Annotated in this window: 19 protein-coding genes and 1 pseudogene; 9 read left to right on the top strand and 11 right to left on the bottom strand. The window is 66.0% G+C overall.

From position 1 onward, the window contains the following. Nucleotides 1-16: 16 nt before the first annotated feature. From alaS to flgB, 9 genes are all read right to left on the bottom strand, one after another. Nucleotides 17-2,680 (bottom strand): alanine--tRNA ligase, encoded by a 2,664-nt coding sequence (gene alaS / locus RHOSA_RS0109065; RefSeq protein ID WP_027288417.1) that lies wholly within the window; start codon nt 2,678-2,680, stop codon nt 17-19. Between the two features lie 294 nt (nt 2,681-2,974). Continuing rightward, the gene (gene recA / locus RHOSA_RS21515; RefSeq protein WP_081728601.1) at nt 2,975-4,084 is read right to left on the bottom strand and encodes a recombinase RecA; all 1,110 of its coding nucleotides are present in this window, start codon (nt 4,082-4,084) and stop codon (nt 2,975-2,977) included. A 185-nt stretch (nt 4,085-4,269) separates the two neighbouring features. Continuing rightward, the gene (locus RHOSA_RS0109055; protein ID WP_051431983.1) at nt 4,270-6,765 is read right to left on the bottom strand and encodes a hybrid sensor histidine kinase/response regulator; all 2,496 of its coding nucleotides are present in this window, start codon (nt 6,763-6,765) and stop codon (nt 4,270-4,272) included. 163 nt (nt 6,766-6,928) lie between these two features. Beyond that, nucleotides 6,929-8,014, bottom strand: coding sequence for a flagellar biosynthesis protein FlhB (flhB, locus tag RHOSA_RS0109050; protein WP_027288415.1), 1,086 nt, complete (start codon nt 8,012-8,014; stop codon nt 6,929-6,931). A 12-nt stretch (nt 8,015-8,026) separates the two neighbouring features. After that, a complete protein-coding gene (gene fliR / locus RHOSA_RS0109045) occupies nt 8,027-8,785 on the bottom strand; it encodes a flagellar biosynthetic protein FliR (RefSeq protein ID WP_027288414.1) in 759 nt (252 codons plus the stop codon). Nucleotides 8,786-8,805: 20 nt separating this feature from the next. Continuing rightward, a complete protein-coding gene (gene fliQ / locus RHOSA_RS0109040; RefSeq protein WP_027288413.1) occupies nt 8,806-9,072 on the bottom strand; it encodes a flagellar biosynthesis protein FliQ in 267 nt (88 codons plus the stop codon). A gap of 108 nt (nt 9,073-9,180) precedes the next feature. Beyond that, the gene (gene fliE, locus RHOSA_RS0109035; protein WP_027288412.1) at nt 9,181-9,495 is read right to left on the bottom strand and encodes a flagellar hook-basal body complex protein FliE; all 315 of its coding nucleotides are present in this window, start codon (nt 9,493-9,495) and stop codon (nt 9,181-9,183) included. A gap of 121 nt (nt 9,496-9,616) precedes the next feature. Next, nucleotides 9,617-10,024 carry a flagellar basal body rod protein FlgC gene (gene flgC, locus RHOSA_RS0109030; RefSeq protein WP_027288411.1) on the bottom strand — a complete coding sequence of 136 codons (408 nt, stop codon included), beginning with the start codon at nt 10,022-10,024 and terminating at the stop codon, nt 9,617-9,619. Between the two features lie 53 nt (nt 10,025-10,077). After that, complete coding sequence (gene flgB / locus RHOSA_RS0109025; protein WP_027288410.1) at nt 10,078-10,485, bottom strand: flagellar basal body rod protein FlgB; 408 nt, start codon at nt 10,483-10,485, stop codon at nt 10,078-10,080. A gap of 198 nt (nt 10,486-10,683) precedes the next feature. On the opposite strand from flgB, the gene csrA reads away from it, so the two are divergent. Then, entirely contained in the window at nt 10,684-10,959 is a 276-nt protein-coding gene (gene csrA / locus RHOSA_RS24690) for a carbon storage regulator CsrA (protein ID WP_081728600.1), read from the top strand. Nucleotides 10,960-11,074: 115 nt separating this feature from the next. On the opposite strand, the gene RHOSA_RS24160 is transcribed toward csrA, so the two are convergent. Beyond that, nucleotides 11,075-11,509 carry a type II toxin-antitoxin system death-on-curing family toxin gene (locus RHOSA_RS24160; RefSeq protein WP_051431982.1) on the bottom strand — a complete coding sequence of 145 codons (435 nt, stop codon included), beginning with the start codon at nt 11,507-11,509 and terminating at the stop codon, nt 11,075-11,077. Continuing rightward, entirely contained in the window at nt 11,496-11,663 is a 168-nt protein-coding gene (locus RHOSA_RS25080) for a hypothetical protein (protein WP_156092630.1), read from the bottom strand. Before RHOSA_RS25080 ends, RHOSA_RS24160 begins: the two co-directional genes overlap by 14 nt. Nucleotides 11,664-11,901: 238 nt before the next feature. On the opposite strand from RHOSA_RS25080, the gene RHOSA_RS21500 reads away from it, so the two are divergent. From RHOSA_RS21500 to RHOSA_RS0108975, 8 genes and pseudogenes are all read left to right on the top strand, one after another. Beyond that, the gene (locus RHOSA_RS21500; RefSeq protein WP_051431981.1) at nt 11,902-12,282 is read left to right on the top strand and encodes an EscU/YscU/HrcU family type III secretion system export apparatus switch protein; all 381 of its coding nucleotides are present in this window, start codon (nt 11,902-11,904) and stop codon (nt 12,280-12,282) included. Next, nucleotides 12,279-12,632, top strand: a complete 354-nt coding sequence (locus tag RHOSA_RS0109000; RefSeq protein WP_027288409.1) for a hypothetical protein — start codon at nt 12,279-12,281, stop codon at nt 12,630-12,632. The genes RHOSA_RS21500 and RHOSA_RS0109000 overlap by 4 nt, the downstream gene beginning before the upstream one ends. Nucleotides 12,633-12,659: 27 nt before the next feature. Continuing rightward, a complete protein-coding gene (locus RHOSA_RS21495) occupies nt 12,660-12,971 on the top strand; it encodes a flagellar biosynthetic protein FliO (RefSeq protein ID WP_037255976.1) in 312 nt (103 codons plus the stop codon). Beyond that, nucleotides 12,968-13,756: a flagellar type III secretion system pore protein FliP gene (gene fliP / locus RHOSA_RS0108990; RefSeq protein WP_037255974.1), complete on the top strand. Its 789-nt coding sequence runs from the start codon at nt 12,968-12,970 to the stop codon at nt 13,754-13,756. The genes RHOSA_RS21495 and fliP overlap by 4 nt, the downstream gene beginning before the upstream one ends. 88 nt (nt 13,757-13,844) lie before the next feature. Continuing rightward, a pseudogene (locus RHOSA_RS26055) lies at nt 13,845-14,354 on the top strand (deoxyribodipyrimidine photo-lyase); the annotation flags it as partial. Between the two features lie 240 nt (nt 14,355-14,594). Beyond that, a complete protein-coding gene (locus RHOSA_RS26050) occupies nt 14,595-15,317 on the top strand; it encodes a cryptochrome/photolyase family protein (RefSeq protein WP_437123685.1) in 723 nt (240 codons plus the stop codon). 149 nt (nt 15,318-15,466) lie between these two features. Beyond that, entirely contained in the window at nt 15,467-15,727 is a 261-nt protein-coding gene (locus tag RHOSA_RS21490) for a hypothetical protein (protein WP_051431980.1), read from the top strand. 51 nt (nt 15,728-15,778) lie between these two features. Next, on the top strand, nt 15,779-17,161 hold the full coding sequence (locus tag RHOSA_RS0108975; RefSeq protein ID WP_027288406.1) for a glutamine synthetase family protein: 1,383 nt from the start codon (nt 15,779-15,781) through the stop codon (nt 17,159-17,161). Nucleotides 17,162-17,176: the final 15 nt, after the last annotated feature.

Raw genomic sequence — 17,176 nt, 5'->3', positions numbered from 1 at the left:
GAGACAGCTAGCGGGGTTACGCCGCCACCGTCTCCTTCAGCACGTTCTCGATCGCCTCCATCGCCTGCTGACCGGCGTCGGGATCCGGGCCACCCGCCTGGGCCATGTCGGGACGGCCGCCACCGCCCTTGCCGCCCAGCGCGGCCGAACCCGCGCGCACCAAGTCAACGGCGGAAACGGTGCCGGTCAGATCACTGGTCACACCGACCACGAGCGAGGCCTTGCCATCATAGGCCGTCGCCACGGCCGCAACGCCCGAGCCGAGTTGCTTCTTCAACGCGTCGGCCATGCCCTTGAGCTCGCCCGGGGGCACGTCGGCAACGACCTGGCAGGCGAACTTGATGCCGCCGACCTCGCGGGTCTCAACGGCCGGGCCGCCGGAGCCGCCAGTGGCGAGCTTCTTGCGTGTCTCCGCCAGCTCGCGTTCCAGGCGCTTACGCTCCTCCAGCAACTGATCGATCCGGTTGGTCAGCTCGCCAGGCGTGGTGCGCAGGTGACTGGCCGCTGTCTTGATCTGCTGCTCCTGCGCGCGCACGAAGCGTTCGGCGGCATCGTGGGCGACCGCCTCGATCCGGCGCACGCCAGCGCCTGGACCTTCCTCGCGGAGGATCTTGAAAAAGCCGATTTCGCCCGTGCGCGCCACGTGCGTACCGCCGCACAGCTCGATCGAATAGGGCTTGTTGGCGCCCTCGTCGAAACCGCCCATGGAGATCACACGGACCTCTTCGCCGTACTTCTCGCCGAACAGCGCCATAGCGCCCGCCTCCATGGCCTCGTCCTTGCCCATGAAGCGGGTCTCCACCGGCGTATCACCCCGGATCCGGGCGTTCACCTCGGCCTCGACGGCCTGCAGATCGTCTTCCTGGATCGGTTTGGGCTGGGAAACGTCGAACCGCAGCCGGTCGGGCGCGACCAGCGAGCCCTTCTGCATCACATGCTCGCCCAGGCGCCGGCGCAGGGCTTCGTGCAGCAGGTGGGTGACGGAGTGGTGCGCGCGCAGGCGCGTGCGCCGCGCGCCGTCGATCGCCAGGTGTGCCGGCTCGTCAGCCTTCAGCGTGCCGTGCTCGACCTCGACCGCGTGGACATGCAGGTCGCCGACCTTCTTCTGGGTATCGGTAACCCGGGCCCTGGCGCCGCCTTCGGTGGTGACCATGCCGGTATCGCCGACCTGGCCGCCGGACTCGCCATAGAACGGCGTCTGGTTGACGATCAGGAAGCCCTGCTGGCCCTCGGCGATCTGGTCCACCTGCCGACCGTCCTTGACCAGGGTCAGGATCGCACCTTCGGCCGCATCGGTGTCGTAGCCCAGAAACTCGGTCGCGCCGAAGTGATCGCGAATGGCGAACCAGACCTTTTCATCCGCCTGCTCACCGGAGCCTGCCCAGGCGGCCCGGGCCTTACGGCGCTGCTCTTCCATCGCAGCCTCGAAGCCCTGCTCGTCCAGGCCCAGCTCCTCGCCGCGCAGGATGTCCCGGGTCAGGTCGAGCGGGAAGCCGTAGGTATCATAGAGTTTGAAGGCGACGTCGCCCGGCAGGGTCCCACCTTGGCCGAGCTTCGCCGTCTCGTCCTCCAGCAGGCGCAGGCCGCGGTCGAGCGTCTCCTGGAAGCGCCCTTCCTCCATCTTCAGGGTCTCGGTGACCAGCGCCTCGGCCCGGCGGATCTCCGGGAAGTGCTCGCCCATCAGTTGGGTCAGTTCGGGCACCATCTTGTAGATCATCGGTTCACGCACGCCCAGCTTGTGCACGTGGCGCATCGCCCGGCGCATGATCCGGCGCAGCACGTAGCCGCGGCCCTCGTTGGACGGCAGCACACCATCGGCCATCAGGAAGGTGGTGGCGCGCAGGTGGTCGGCGATCACCTTGTGGGAGGCGCGGAACTCGCCGTCCGGATCGACGCCGGACAGCTCGGCCGAGTTCTCGATCAGGCAGCGCAGCAGGTCGATGTCGTAGTTATCGTGCTTGCCCTGCAGCACGGCGGCAATGCGCTCCAGGCCCATGCCGGTGTCGATCGACGGGCGCGGCAGATCGACCTTCTGGCCCGGCTCGGGCTGGTCGTACTGCATGAACACCAGGTTCCAGATCTCGATGAACCGATCGCCATCCTCGTCCGGGCTGCCGGGCGGGCCGCCCGGCAGGTCCGGGCCATGGTCGAAGAAAATCTCGGAACAGGGGCCGCAGGGACCGGTATCGCCCATCGACCAGAAGTTGTCGGAGGTGCCGATTCGGATGATCCGGTCGTCCGGCAGGCCAGCGATCTTGCGCCAAAGCTGATAGGCGTCCTCGTCATCGGCGTAGACGGTCGCGATCAGCTTCTCCTTGGGCAGACCCAGCTCCTGGGTGACCAGCAGCCAGGCGAGCTCGATCGCGCGCTCCTTGAAATAATCGCCGAACGAGAAGTTGCCCAGCATCTCGAAGAAGGTGTGATGTCGGGCGGTGTAGCCAACGTTCTCCAGATCATTGTGCTTACCGCCGGCGCGCACGCACTTCTGCGAGGAAACCGCGCGCGAGTAGCCACGGTGTTCCTGGCCGGTGAAGACGTTCTTGAACGGAACCATGCCGGCGTTGGTGAACAGCAACGTCGGATCGTTGCGCGGCACCAGCGGCGCGGACTGAACGATCTCGTGGTCGTGCCGACCGAAGTAGTCCAGGAACTTGCGGCGAATTTCGTTGGTGGTGGTCATGATCCCCTTCGCGTACCTCGCGCGCGATTTTCCGGCCCCGTGGCACGGGGCGGCGCAGCTACCGTCGTCTTGGCCGGGTATGTAGCCAGTGCCCCGCCGCGCTGTCCACCCGCGCGCGAAGACGACAGCGTTCAGGGCGTAGCGGAACGCCGCGCGAACTGCCGGTGCGTATCACAGAACCGGCCTTGGCTGGGGACACAAAGCAAACGGGCGCGCACCCTTATGCCTCAGGATGCGCGCCGCGCCGTCAACCCACAAACCCTGGTCAACAAGTCCGACAGGGTCTGCCTAACATCAGCCCTGGGCGTCGTATTCGCCGCTGGGGTCGTCAGGCCCTTCAAGCATATTGGAGGCGACGAGACCGGCGTTTTCGCGAATCTTGTCCTCGACCTCCTTGGCGACCTGCGGATTGTCCTTCAGGAACTTCTTGGCGTTCTCACGCCCCTGGCCGATCCGCTGGCCGTTGTAGGAGAACCAGGCACCCGCCTTCTCGACGATATTGGCGGAAACGCCGAGGTCGAGCAGTTCACCGGTCTTCGAGACGCCCTCGCCATACATGATGTCGAACTCCACCGTGCGGAACGGCGGCGCCATCTTGTTCTTAACCACCTTCACCTTGGTCTGGTTGCCGACCACGGTGTCGCGGTCCTTGATCGACCCGATCCGGCGGATGTCCAGACGTACCGAGCTATAGAACTTGAGCGCGTTGCCGCCGGTGGTGGTTTCGGGCGAGCCGAACATCACGCCGATCTTCATCCGGATCTGGTTGATGAAGATCACCATGGTGTTGGAGCGGGCGATCGAGCTGGTCAACTTGCGCAGCGCCTGACTCATCAAACGCGCCTGCAGGCCCGGCTGGCTGTCGCCCATCTCGCCTTCCAGCTCCGCCCGCGGCACCAGAGCGGCGACCGAGTCGATCACCAGCACGTCGAGCGCCCCCGAGCGCACCAGTGTGTCGGCGATCTCCAGCGCCTGTTCACCGGCGTCCGGCTGGGAGATCAACAGTTCCTCGACGTCGCAGCCGAGCTTCTTGGCGTAGGTGGGGTCGAGCGCATGCTCGGCGTCGACGAAGGCACAGGTGCCGCCCGCCTTCTGCGCCTCGGCGACGACGTGCAACGCCAGCGTCGTCTTACCCGAGGATTCGGGGCCGTAGATCTCGACCACGCGCCCGCGCGGCAGACCGCCGATCCCAAGCGCGATGTCGAGCCCAAGGGACCCGGTGGAAACCGTCTCCGCCTCCACGACCTGTTCGCGATCGCCCAGCCGCATGACCGAGCCCTTGCCGAACGCGCGCTCGATCTGCCCGAGCGCGGCGTCCAGCGCCTTGCTCTTGTCCTGGTCGGGAGCCTGCTGCTTGGTGGAAGATTTTTTGCTGGCCAAGGATAGAACGTTCTGCTGCGCCATGAGTGGATGCCCCCTTATCCCACAGCCCTCGCGGCCGGGGCAACGCGTGGTGAACGGGTTCAAGCAGGTTTCGTTGTACTGCTTTCGTTCTCACTTAATAAGAACAAAAGAGAAACTCCAAAGGGCGCCACCCTGCGACTCCGCGGAATCACTCGGTTCCGGCGACACGCACAAACGATCGCACTTTAGCGCGCATCGGCGTACAGCACGTCCTTCACCATTCCGGCCAGCTGCTTGAGGGTGAACGGCTTGCCCAGGAAATGGGTGTCGGCTTCCTCACCCAGGTTGCGGCGGAAGGAATCCTCCGTATAGCCGGAGATGAAGATCACCTTCACGTCTGGACGCGTCTCGCGCACCCGTTTGACCAGCGCCGGCCCATCCAGATTCGGCATCACCACGTCGGTGATCAGCAGATCGACCTGGTCGCCCTGGTCCGCCATCACGTCCAGCGCATGCTCGCCGGAGCTGGCCTCCAACACGGTGTATCCCTTCTTGCGCAACGCCCGGGCAGAGAAGGCGCGCACCGCCTCCTCGTCCTCGACCAGCAGCAGGGTGCCCATGCCGGTCAGATCGGTCACCTGCCCCTGCCCGCTCTTTGTCGGCGCGTGCTCGCTCGCGATCTGCTGGTGGCGCGGCAGGTAAATCTGGAAATTGGTGCCCACGCCGGGCGCACTGTCGACCAGGATGAAGCCACCGGTCTGCTTAACGATGCCATACACGGTGGACAGGCCCAGACCGGTGCCGGCGCCCACCTCCTTGGTCGAGAAGAACGGCTCGAAAATCCGGTCCAGGTTCTCCTGCGCGATCCCGCAGCCGCTGTCGGCGACCTCGATCAGCACGTAGTCGCCCGGCGGCACGGTCTCGCCCTCGCGCTTCAGCGGGCGGCTCAGTTGCTGGTTGCTGGTGCGGATCGCCAGTTCGCCGCCGCCATCCGCCATGGCATCGCGGGCATTGACGGCGAGATTGATGATCACCTGCTCGAGCTGACCCTGGTCGACCTTGACCTCCCACAGGCTGCGGCCGTGGATCACGTCGAGCTGAATGTTCTCGCCGATCAGACGGCGCAGCAGATGCATCAACTCCTGCAGCACGTCGGTCACGGACAGCACGGTCGGGCGGAGCGTCTGCTGTCGGGAGAAGGCGAGCAGCTGACGCACCAGATTGGCCGCCCGGTTGGCGTTCTGTTTGACCTGCATCAGATCGGCGAACGACTGATCGCCTGGCCTGTGACGCAACAACAGCAAGTCGCAGAAGCCGATCATCGCGGTCAGCAGGTTGTTGAAGTCGTGCGCGATGCCGCCAGCCAGTTGGCCCACCGCCTGCATCTTCTGCGATTGGGCGAACTGCTCTTCCAGGTTCTTCTGCTCGGTCGCGTCGATCAGGTGCAGAACATGGCCTTCGCGTTCCAGCCCGCGGGCACCGCCGGCGCCCTCCGCGTCCAAAGGTGTGGCGAAGACTCGACAGACGGTGTCTGGTTCGGCCGCCGGCCGGACCTCCGGGCGACCTCCACCGCCGTCGCGCGACAAGGCCTGCCCAAGCGCGGCCCGATCGCCAGGCCGCACCAGTTGCTGCGCCGGCTGCCCGACCACGGCGTCGCGGCTTACGCCCATCAGTTTAGAGAACGCGGCGTTGCATTCCTGCACGCGCCCGTCAGCGTCCAATAGCGCAATGCCCACCGGGGACTGTTGGAAGAATCGGCGGAACCGACGTTCCGAGCGTTCCAAGGCGTCGTGCACCTGGCGCTCGTCCGACAGGTTGCGGACGACCGAACGGGTCGAGATCGGCTGCCCGTCCTCACCGCCGACAACCTCCTGCGTGATGTAGGTCTCGATCCGTTGCCCCGTGGGGCCAACCAGGACGACCTCGCGGGGGCCGAGCGTCACCGCATCGCCGCTGGCAGCGTGGACGGTTTCTTCCGACGCGAACGGGACATGCGCCGGCGCCCCTTCCGTTGCGGCCTCGGGGATCAGATCGTGCAGTCGGATATGGCCGTCGGTCAGTTTCTCCGGTGTGGTGCCCAGCCAGTCGGTCAACGTCTTGTTGACGAACAGGAAGCGGCCATCGCCATCCACCGAATAGAAACCGACCGGCGCGTGCTCCAGCAGATCGACGAAGCGCGCCATTTCGGTGCGCAGGATGTCCTGCATCTGCCGGCGCGCGGTGATGTCCTCGGTCAGCCAGGCGACCAGGCCATCCTGGTCCGGCATCGGCTGAGCCCGCACGTCGAGCCAGATCCGCTCGCCACTATCGGGGTCCCACACCGGCGCCTCGACGTGCCCTCCGATCCCGGCGGCGGCGTTCGCCGCCAAGCGGCGAAGCTCCTGCCGCGCGCCATCGTCGTCGACCTGCTCGGCCAGCACCTCGGGCAGCGCCCGACGGCGATCCCCGAACCGCTCGACGAACGCCGGGTTGTTGACCAGTGGCGTGCCATCCCGGCGGCCTAGTTGGCGCGGCCAGGGCATGGCGTTGAAGGCCGCCTGCATGCGCACGCGCCCGCGCTGGGTCCGAATCAGGATAACCGCAAGGCCACCAGCCACCAACGCAAGCGCACCGGCCAGCCCCGCCAGCAGCAGGACCAGCGGGCTGCCCCAACCGCCAGCCGCCGCCGCGCCAGCCACCGCCTGCGCACGCACGGGCGTCGTGCCCCCGATCAGGCCGGCGGTTGCCACCGCGATAGCCACTGCGCTTCGCCATTTGCCAATCAAGAGCCGGCCTCTCCTCAGAACGGTTCGCCCACCCAATCCCACACACCTCCGAACGCCGTGCCGCCTCACAGTCGCGCTGAACCGGGGATGGTGCAAAGGGCTTCTTGCCCGGCAAGACGCATCCAGCTTCCGCACCGCCTTAGCGCCCCGCGGTTGCTGGCATGCGGCCCTTCAGGCGCATCACATAGCCGATAATCTCGGCAACCGCTTTGTAGTGCTCCGCCGGGATCTCCTGATCCAGTTCCACGCTGGCATGCAGCGCGCGGGCAAGCGGCGGGTTCTCGACCAGCGGCACATCGTTCGCCTCGGCCACTTCGCGGATGCGCCGGGCGACCTCGTCGACCCCCTTCGCCACAACCCTGGGCGCCGCCATTTCGCCGTGGCTATAGGACAGGGCAATGGCGTAGTGCGTCGGGTTGGTGACCACCACGTCGGCCTGCGGCACAGCGGCCATCATGCGCTTGCGCGACTTCTCCATGCGCAGCTGACGCAAGCGCTGCTTGACCTGCGGGTCGCCCTCGGACTGCTTGAACTCGTCCTTCACCTCCTGCTTGGACATCTTCATCTCTTCGTGGTGCTTGTAGCGCTGGTAGGCGACGTCCAGCGCCGCGATCACGGTCATCACCGCCAACACCGCGCCTGTGACCTTGAGCGCGTAGACCCGCAGCACCTCAAGCTGCGCCGTCATTCCGATCTCGATCAGCTGCGGCAGGGTGTCGTGCTCCGGCCAGATCACCAGAAAAGCGACCAAGCCGACCAAGGTCAACTTGGCGATGCCCTTGGCAAAATCGACCAGGGCGCGGGTGGAAAACAGCCGTTTGGCGCCCTTAATCGGCGAAATCTTTTCCGGTTTAGGCTTCAGGCTCTCCACGCTGACCAGAAACCCGATCTGGACGAAATTCGCCGCGACGGCTGCGATCATCAGAAGGCCCATGGGCAACAGCAGCACCCATAGCATGTCGATCATGGTGTCGGTCAGAACTGGACCAAGCCCACCGCCGGTGGGCAGCAGAGCGGCTTTGGCCAGAAAGCGGCGCAATGTGTCGCTGACGCCGCTCGCCATCGCGGGCGCCATGATGGTCAGGATCAGACCAAGGCCGAGGATGATGAACCAGTGGTTGACCTCCTGCGACTTGGCGACCTGCCCTTTCTTGCGGGCTTCCTCCAGCTTTTTCGGGGTCGGGTCTTCTGTCTTTTGGCTCTTATCCGTTTGGTCGTCGGACACGCCGCCCCTCCCCTATTGCTGAAAGACCATGAACAGGTCGGCGAACTGGCCCGTGAAGTAACTGATTATGGCCGGCAGGGAGATCATCAGCAGCCAGATCCCCTTGATGATCTGCAAGGGCATGGTGGCGAAAAAGATCTGCACCTGTGGCATCAGACGCGACAGCAGACCGACCCCGAGGAAAAGAACCAAACCGGCAACCACGAAGGGGGCGGCCAGCTTCATCGCGATCAGAAAGGAACGGGCCACCGTCTGGCTCATCAACTGGGCGAAGTCGGCCACCGGCGGCGCCACTCCGACCGGAAACACCACGTAGCTATCCACCACCGCCGCCAGCATGATGTGATGGATATTGAGCCCGAAGATCGCCACCAACGCGGTGATATTGAGGAACGCGCCGATGATCGATCCCTGCTGCTGGCTGGCCGGGTCGTTCACCAAGGCGTTGGCCTGGCTCGACATGTAGGCCATCACCATGCCGCCGGTGACCAGGGCCGACATGAACACCCGCGCCAGCGTGCCGATGAACAGGCCGATGAACAGCTCGCCAGCCATCAAGGCCAGCAGCACACTCACCTGGTCCGGCTCGCCCGGCAGCGTGTCCTGGACCAGCGGCGTCACCAGCAACGATACCGCGAGCGCCAGGATCATCCGGGCACGCGGACTGACGTAGGACTCACCGAACCCCGGCAGGGTCGACAGCGCCGCGCCGACGCGCACGAAGACGAGCAGCACCGAAAACAGCGTGGCGGGCAGCAGTTCCTGGAGCACGGGCGCGGCGCCTTTAGGTCTTAGCCGCCCGCGATGATCTTGTCCGTCAGCTCCAGCGTGAACGCCGACAGCGCGTTCAGCATGAACGGCGCCAAGACGATCAGCGCGACCATGACGACCAGGATCTTGGGCACGAAGGTGAGCGTCATCTCCTGCATCTGGGTCAGCGCCTGGAACAGCGCGATCACCATGCCGATTCCCAGCGCGGCCAGCAGGATCGGGCTGGATACCTTGAGCATGACGTAGACCGCCTCGCGGCCGACCTCGATGACCTCGGTCTGATTCATGGTTAACAATCCAGCTTCGAAAGAAGCCCGCGTCGATTCGCTCGGCGGCAGCCGATCGCGCGGGCCCGGTTAAGTTGAGGGCTTGGTCGCTTGAGGTCTCAGGGCGCCTCAGATCGGCATGCGCATGATCTGCTGATAGGCCTGCACGGCCTTGTCGCGCAGGGTCACGACGGTCTGCAGCGTGCGCTCGGCCTGCGACATCGCCATCACGACGTCGTTGATGTCCGCCTTGCCGGCGGCCGCGGCCAGCGACATCCGCTCGCCGCCCTTGAGATCCTGGATCGCGTCCTCGCCCGCGCTGCGCAGCATCTGCGCAAAATCGCTGGTGATCGCCTCCGTTCCCTCGGACTTGGACGGCTGAACCTTGGCCTGTTCGGCGACCCGCTTGTAGGCGGCGAGCGCCTCGCTATAGGACACGGACATCGGAACCGGTCTCTCTCTTCGTTAAGCGCCGCGGGCGCAAAGGCGTGCCTTGCCTAGAGCGCGGCGATGACCCTTCAGGCGGCAGCCTTCCTGGCCACCAGGATGATGCAAAGTCAGCGGATTAGCGCAGCAGATCGATCGTACGTGATAACATCGTGCGGGAACTCTCGATGACCTTCAGGTTGGCCTCGTAGCTGCGCTGGGCCTCGCGCATGTCGGACATCTCGATCAAGCTGTTGACGTTCGGCGTCTGGATGTAGCCTTCCTCGTTGGCCGCCGGGTGGCCGGGCCGGTATTCCTGGCCGAACTCGCTCGGATCGGGCTCGATCTGGTCGATCTTCACCTGGTTGATGCCGAGCTCCTTGTTCACCTCGTTGGCGAAGGTGACGAGCTTGCGTCGGTACGGCTCGCCGTCGGGCGTCCGCGCCACGGAATCGGCGTTCGCAACGTTCTCCGACAGCACGCGCAGACGCACGCCCTGTGCCTTCATGCCGGCGGCGGAGATATGCAGAACCTTGGAGAGATCCATCGTCTGGCGTCCTGCGCTCTGGCGCATCAGGGTCTATTGCGGCGCGCGGCGGCCTACTGGCCCCGGCCGAGCGCGATGCGGAACATACCCATGTGCTTTTTGTAGAGATTGGTCATGGTCTGGTAGTCCATCTGAGTCTCGGACACCTTGACCAGCTGTTCTTCCAGCACGACCGCGTTGCCAACCGGCGAGGTCTCGTACTTCTCTTTCGCCTCGTCGACGTCCAAACGCGGCTCACCGGGGATCGACGCATCGACATGCCCCTCGTGGGTGACGCGCGGGGCCATCGGCTTCAGCATCCGCTCGATCACCCGCTGGAACGGGGCTTCCTTCACGTCGCGCGGCTTGTAGCCCGGCGTGTCGGCGTTGGCGATGTTGTCCGCCAGCACACCCTGGCGCTGGCTGAGCCAGCCCATCTTGCGCTGCAACGCGTCGAATACCGTGAAGTTCTGCACACCCATGTCGCTGCCGACCTTCGTTAACCTGTCCTCAGCACGCGGCGGCCCCGACACGGCGCGTACCGGGTCTGCGCGTAGGCGAACCTTCGCAGTCTGCTTGTTAAGAAGCGGTAAAGCCGGCTAAATTGCGCCGAGCCGGCGGCTACGGGGAACCGTCCCGAGGCTGCGGTCGGCGGCCACCTTAGGAGAAGATGTGCCCGGATGCTTTACCTGACCCGAAAGATCGGGGAATCCGTCATTATCAATGACGAGATCGAGGTCACGGTCGTCGACATCCGTGGCAAGTCGATCAAACTCGGCTTCAACTTTCCGGCCGATGCCAGCGTCCTGCGCCGGGAGGTCCACGAGCGCATCCAGGAAGAAAACCGTGCGGCCGCTGGCGGCGCGGAAACCTTCGCCGCCACCTTCGGCACCGACGGCGAGCAACCGGCCGACGCCGGCGATGAGAGTGGCAACAGCGATAAGAACGAGAGTTAGAGCGCCGTAGGGGCGACCCCGCGCCAGAACGTCACCGTCATGCAGATGCGCGGCAGGCCACGGTTCGCGCGGCAGTTACCACTGACACGGTGGCGCCTCCCCTACGGTCCAGACCTCAAGCCGCGGTTTGCAGCGGATAAATGTCCGGGCGCAGGGTCTCGGCCAGGCCCTCTTCGGTGTAGCGGCCGTCCGCAAGCGCCCGCACATACGCGGCCAGTACGGGCCCGTCCGGACCGGCCCAGCGGTAGCCGTTAACCTCCAGGAACAGCATCAACGCGGCCACGCCGGTCCCTAGGTTGTGCTGGGCGAACGGCTTTTCCTCGATGAGGCCGACCAGGATCGCGCAGGCCAGCCGCACGACGTCGCGCTCGTCATGATAACTGTAGAGCTGACGCGGACGTTGCAGAGCACGCTCGACCCCGCTCAGGTCGGCCAGTTTCGGGCCCTGCGCACCCTCGCCCAGCGCCTCGGCATTCAACTGGGTCAGTTGCTCCGGCGGCAGCCAGTGCGGCTCGCCGCCGGGCGTGAAGGTCGCCTCATGCGTCGCCAAGGTTGCCTCGCGTTTCCTGCGTTGCCTGCAGCGCCCGCGCGCGCAGCGTCTCGTACTCCGGCGTCTCCGCAACCGGCATCGGCGGGTAGACGGTCGTCTTTTCCTTATCGCGTGCGTGCGCCGCTTCGACCGTGAATCCGGGTTGCTCGCTCATGGGTGTGCGCTCGATCGGTTGGAACCACGGCAAGGCCGATACACGGGCCTTCCGTCAGAATAGCTAGGTAGATCGCCCGCGCAGGGCAATAACCTGCACCGGAGTGCAGACATCTTCCGATCGGCGCGAATTCGTTAACGCCGTTTACGCCGCGTTAAACACGATTCCCGCAGTCTCCTGCTCGACGGCGTCGGCACCCCCGGCCGGCGCCCTCCCTACCAGCGGCTAGGCGCAGACCATGACCGGCGACAGCGACGACAGCAGCGACGGACGACGGCGCCGCCAGGTCGCCGTTGCCCTGCAGTGGGACCCCGAACGCCGGGATGCGCCGACGGTGACCGCCAAGGGCGAAGGCGCGCTGGCCGAGCAGATCCTGCGGGTGGCCTTCGACCGCGGGGTCAAGGTGCGCACCGACGCCGATCTTGCGGAGGTGCTGCGCGCCGCCGAGCTGGACCGGGAAATCCCCTACGCGGCCTACGCCGCCGTGGCGGAAATCCTGACCTACATCTACCGGGCCAACGGCGAGGCCGTGCCGGATCCGGCCGCACCGCCGCAGGCTGGCGCCAGCGGCCCAGAGCCAAGCGACGACGACCCGAGAAACGACGAGGACCCCCGATGACCGCCAGCTCGACTGACAGCGCGATCGACACGCGCCTGGACGACCTGCTCGCCGAGGCGCGCGGGATCGAAAACGCCTTGGCAGCAGGCCACGAGCAGGACGCCACCGAGCTGGAAACCGGCATCCAGAATATCTGCACGGACATCGCCGCCCTGCCGCGGGAAAGCGCACGGACCTACCTGCCCCGCCTGCAGGACCTTACCGACGCGCTCGATCGCATCAGCGGGACGATGCGCGGACGCCTCGACGGCCTCAGCGCGGAACTGAAACAGCACGGCGCACGCAAGACGGCCGTGCGTGCCTATGGCAAGGCAGGCAGCACCAGTTCCACGCCGACCGGCCGCCGGTAACCGCAGAGCGAGCGCGCGTTCCCAGACATGGAAATCGAAACCTACCTGCGCTTCCTGCTCGTCCTGGTGTTCGTCCTGGGATTGATCGGGGGCTTCGCCTACCTCGCCAAGCGACTGGGCCTGGGCGGCCGGATGGCCCCGACCAACGCCGGACGCGACCGCCGACTGGGAATCGTCGAGGTCCAGCCGTTGGACGGCCGGCGCAAGCTCGTCCTGATCAAGCGCGACGATCGGGAGCATCTGGTGATCCTCGGCCAGAACACGGAGACGGTAGTGGAAACCCGGATCGGCGCCGGCGACAGCTTTGCCGCCCAACTCGAGCGGGAGACGGGCGCATGAGCCGGCTGACACGCACCTTCAAAACCGCAGGACGCGGTCGCTGGTTGGTGGCCGGGTTGAGCGGGCTGTTCCTGGGCGTGGCCGGACTCGTCGCCCTGACCAGCCCGGCGGCGGCGCAGTCGCTCAACCTCGACTTCGGCCAGGGCGGGGCCAGCACGGCCTCGACCATGATCCAACTGATCGCGCTGGTGACGGTCCTCTCGCTCGCACCGTCGATCCTGGTGATGGTGACGTCGTTCACCCGGATCGTCGTGGTGCTGTCGTTCCTGCGCTCAGCCCTCGGCATCCAGCAGACGCCGCCCAACTCGGTGCTGATCAGTCTGGCGCTGTTCCTGACCGTGTTCATCATGATGCCCACGCTGGAACAGGTGTACGACGACGCAGTGATTCCGCTGGTCGATCAGCAGATCGACGAGATGGAAGCCCTCGATGCGGCGGCGGCCCCGGTACGCAGCTTCATGCTGGGCCAGGTGCGCGAGCAGGACCTGCAGCTGTTCATGGACATGGCAGAGGTCGAGCTGACCGACGATCCGCAGGACGTGCCAATGCGCGCGCTGATCCCGGCGTTCATGATCTCCGAACTGAAGCGCGCTTTCGAGATCGGGTTCCTGCTGTTCCTGCCCTTTCTGATCATCGACATGACGGTCGCCTCGATCCTGATGTCGATGGGCATGATGATGCTGCCGCCGGTGATGATCTCCCTGCCGTTCAAGCTGATCTTCTTCGTCATGGTCGACGGCTGGTACCTGGTCGCGGGCTCGCTGGTGCAATCCTACGGCGGCTGAACCGGAGAGGCGCGAGACAGACGGGTCGGGGTTGCCCGCCCCCGTCGCGGACCCAAGTCGCAGGCGCACACAAGCGACAAGGCTCCCGATGACCGACCCTCGCACCGCCCAAGCCCCCGCGATTTTGTGGTTCCGCAGCGACCTGCGCCTGGCGGACAACCCGGCGCTCAGCGCCGCCATCGAGAGCGGCCGGCCAGTCGTCCCGCTGTTCGTACTGGACGACGACACGCCTGGCGCCTGGGCGCCCGGTGGCGCACAGCGCTGGTGGCTGCACCAGTCGCTCGAAGCGCTGTCGGAGACGCTGCAGCGCCACGAAGCAAGCCTCGTCCTGCGTACCGGTAACGCGGCGGAAGTGCTGCCACAGGTCGCGCAGGAAACCGGCGCCGCGGCGGTCTACTGGAACCGGCTGTACGAACCCTGGGCGAATGCGCGCGACGCCGAGATCAAAGCCGACCTCAAGCAGCGCGGCGTGCAGGTCGAGAGTTTCAACGCCCGCCTGCTGTTCGAACCCTGGACGCCCAAGACCGGCAGCGGTCAGCCCTACAAGGTGTTCACGCCCTTCTGGAAAGCGTTGCAGAAGCTGGCCCCGCCGCCGGCTCCCCTCCCCGCACCCGCCACCGTTCCGACCGGTCCAACGATCAAAAGCGACCGGTTGGCCGACTGGGGGCTGTTGCCAGGCACGCCCAAGGCCAAGGAACCGGACTGGGCCGGCGGCCTGCGCGCGCACTGGACGCCCGGCGAGCAGGGCGCACGCGAACGTTTGAACGCCTTTCTGGACACCTGGCTGCCGCACTACGACGAGACCCGGAACCGTCCGGACAAGCCCGGCACCAGCCGGATGTCGCCGCATCTGCATTTCGGGGAAATCGGCCCGCGTCAGATCTGGGCGGCGGTGCAGCATCGCATGGACGCGCGCAACGACGCTCAGAACGCCGCCACGGCGTATCTGCAGGAAATCGGCTGGCGGGAATTCTCCTACCACCTCCTGTACTGGTGGCCGTCACTTCCGGAGGAGACCTGGAAGGACAATTTCAAGCGCTTTCCCTGGGCCGACGATCCCGACGGGCTGCGCGCCTGGCAACGCGGCATCACCGGCTATCCGATCGTCGATGCCGGCATGCGCGAACTTTACCGAACCGGCTGGATGCACAACCGGGTGCGGATGATCGTCGGCTCCTTCCTGGTGAAGGACCTGCTGATCCACTGGCGGGAAGGTGAAGCGTGGTTCTGGGACACGCTGGTCGATGCCGACCTTGCCTCCAACGCCGCCTCCTGGCAGTGGATCGCCGGCTGCGGCGCCGATGCCGCGCCCTATTTCCGGATATTCAACCCCGTAACCCAGGGCCAGAAGTTCGATCCCGAGGGGGCCTACGTCCGCCACTGGGTCCCCGAGATCGCCCGCCTGCCGGACAAGTATCTGCACGCCCCCTGGACCGCGCCGGACCGTGTGCTGGCCGATGCGCGCGTGCGCCTCGGCACGACATATCCCCAGCCGATCGTCGACCACAAAGCGGCCCGTCAACGCGCGCTCGACGCCTTCCAGCAGATCAAGCAGGGGTGAGCGAATTCGCCCACCCCGAAGCCGATTTGCGATTCGTCCGTGACCGTGGGACGATCCGTCGTTAGACCTGCTGCGGTCGCAACCGGTAACAGCCCGGTTGTGTCCGCAACCATCCTTCCATGAACCGCGAGACAAGGTCCCCTAACCCCATGGACGAGCAGCAGCAGCGCGACGTCGCCGCCAAGAAGGTCCTCGAGGCGATGCAGAGCGCGATCGACGAGGGCGTGGAACCGGACGTGGTCAAGCTGGTCACGCTCTCGGCCGCCGTCACCAACTTCGTCAACGATTACGGCGAGGAAGCCACCGCGGGCATCATCGAGACCCTGCCGGAGAAGGTTCGCAACGGCGCCTTCAGCCAGCCGAGCGCCGACCAGCAGGGCAGTGACGACAAGGACGGGGACGGCGAATAGCCGATACGTCCCCCATCCTCCCATAAAATCCAACAGCCCAATGTTCCGCGCATGAGCGACGCCCACCCGCCGGAACGCCCGCAGGAGGTCGCGGACTTCCTGCGAGCCCACCCTGAGACCCGCGCCGTCGACGCCATCTTCGCCGATCTATCCGGCGTCGTTCGCGGCAAGCGCTACCCAATCGACGATCTGGACAAGATCTTCACGCAAGGGCTGGCGTTCCCGGGGTCGGCGTTCATGCTGGATGTGGTGGGCGAAAGCCACGATCCCATGGGTCTGGGCTTTTCCGATGGCGACCCGGACGTGCCGGCGGTCGCGATCCCCGACACATTGGCGCCGGTTCCCTGGGCGCCCAAGCCGCTGGCGCAGGTTTTGCTGTCGTTCCGCAGCGGCGACGGCGGTCCCTACCCCTACGAACCGCGCAACGTCCTTGCCCGCGTCGCCCGCGAGGTCGAGACGCTCGGCCTGCGCCCAGTGGTGGCGTTCGAGCTCGAGTTCTATCTGATCGACCCCGAGCGCGCGCCCGGCGACGCGCCGCAGCCGCCGATCTCGCCCCTGACGGGAACGCGCGATACCGGCACGCAGGTGTACGGCATGGCCGATGTCGACGCGTTCGACACCGTGCTGGAGGAGATCACCCGCGCCTGCGCCGCCCAGGGCGTGCCGACCGGCGCGATCAGCGCCGAGTACGCGCCGGGCCAGTTCGAGATCAATCTGGGCCATGTCGCCGACCCACTGATGGCGGCCGATCACTGCGTGCTGTTCCAACGCGTGGTCAAAGGGGTCGCCAAGCGCCACGGCCTGCAGGCGACCTTCATGGCCAAGCCGTACCCACAGCAGGCGGGGTCCGGCATGCATATGCACCTGTCTCTGCTCGATCAGGACGGAAACAACGCGTTCGACGGGGGCGAGGCCGGTCCGGCGAGCCCAACGCTGCATCAGGCCATCGCCGGCATCCTGGAGAGCCTACCGGAAGCGATGGCGATCCTGGCGCCGAATCTGAACAGCTATCGCCGCTTCCAACCGGACATCTTCGTGCCGATCCGCCGATCCTGGGGCTTCGAAAACCGTTCGGTCGCCTTGCGCATTCCCCATGGCGCGGGCCATGCCCGACGGATCGAGCACCGCGTGGCGGGCGCGGATGCGAACCCTTATCTGGCGCTGGCTACCGTATTGGCCGGCGTGCACCACGGGATCGCCAACCGGCTGGAGCCAGGCACGCCCGACACCGGCAACGCCGGCCACGCCTTCGACGCCACGCTGCCATGGCGCCCACGCCGGGCGGTCGAGGGGCTCGCCGATGCTCCGATCCTGCGGCGCTATCTAGGCGAGGCGTACATCGACGCCTACGCTGCCTGCAAACAGGCGGAGATGGACAAGTTCGAAAGCGAGCCGTCGCCGCTTGAGTATCGGTGGTATCTGCAAGCAGATTAAGTTTTCGACTTCTAT

The organism is Rhodovibrio salinarum DSM 9154, from assembly GCF_000515255.1.
GTDB lineage: Bacteria > Pseudomonadota > Alphaproteobacteria > Kiloniellales > Rhodovibrionaceae > Rhodovibrio > Rhodovibrio salinarum.
The sequence above is the reverse complement of the archived record's forward strand: the minus strand, read 5'-3'. Positions and strand labels throughout refer to the sequence as shown.

Excerpts from the sequence above, each read along its gene's own strand:
- alaS (WP_027288417.1), bottom strand. The coding sequence starts at position 2,680 with ATGACCACCACCAACGAAATTCGCCGCAAGTTCCTGGACTACTTCGGT.
- recA (WP_081728601.1), bottom strand. The coding sequence starts at position 4,084 with ATGGCGCAGCAGAACGTTCTATCCTTGGCCAGCAAAAAATCTTCCACC.
- fliQ (WP_027288413.1), bottom strand. The coding sequence starts at position 9,072 with ATGAATCAGACCGAGGTCATCGAGGTCGGCCGCGAGGCGGTCTACGTC.
- fliE (WP_027288412.1), bottom strand. The coding sequence starts at position 9,495 with ATGTCCGTGTCCTATAGCGAGGCGCTCGCCGCCTACAAGCGGGTCGCC.
- flgC (WP_027288411.1), bottom strand. The coding sequence starts at position 10,024 with ATGGATCTCTCCAAGGTTCTGCATATCTCCGCCGCCGGCATGAAGGCA.
- flgB (WP_027288410.1), bottom strand. The coding sequence starts at position 10,485 with ATGGGTGTGCAGAACTTCACGGTATTCGACGCGTTGCAGCGCAAGATG.
- csrA (WP_081728600.1), top strand. The coding sequence starts at position 10,684 with ATGCTTTACCTGACCCGAAAGATCGGGGAATCCGTCATTATCAATGAC.
- RHOSA_RS25080 (WP_156092630.1), bottom strand. The coding sequence starts at position 11,663 with ATGAGCGAGCAACCCGGATTCACGGTCGAAGCGGCGCACGCACGCGAT.
- RHOSA_RS21500 (WP_051431981.1), top strand. The coding sequence starts at position 11,902 with ATGACCGGCGACAGCGACGACAGCAGCGACGGACGACGGCGCCGCCAG.
- RHOSA_RS0109000 (WP_027288409.1), top strand. The coding sequence starts at position 12,279 with ATGACCGCCAGCTCGACTGACAGCGCGATCGACACGCGCCTGGACGAC.
- RHOSA_RS21495 (WP_037255976.1), top strand. The coding sequence starts at position 12,660 with ATGGAAATCGAAACCTACCTGCGCTTCCTGCTCGTCCTGGTGTTCGTC.
- fliP (WP_037255974.1), top strand. The coding sequence starts at position 12,968 with ATGAGCCGGCTGACACGCACCTTCAAAACCGCAGGACGCGGTCGCTGG.
- RHOSA_RS26050 (WP_437123685.1), top strand. The coding sequence starts at position 14,595 with ATGTCGCCGCATCTGCATTTCGGGGAAATCGGCCCGCGTCAGATCTGG.
- RHOSA_RS21490 (WP_051431980.1), top strand. The coding sequence starts at position 15,467 with ATGGACGAGCAGCAGCAGCGCGACGTCGCCGCCAAGAAGGTCCTCGAG.
- RHOSA_RS0108975 (WP_027288406.1), top strand. The coding sequence starts at position 15,779 with ATGAGCGACGCCCACCCGCCGGAACGCCCGCAGGAGGTCGCGGACTTC.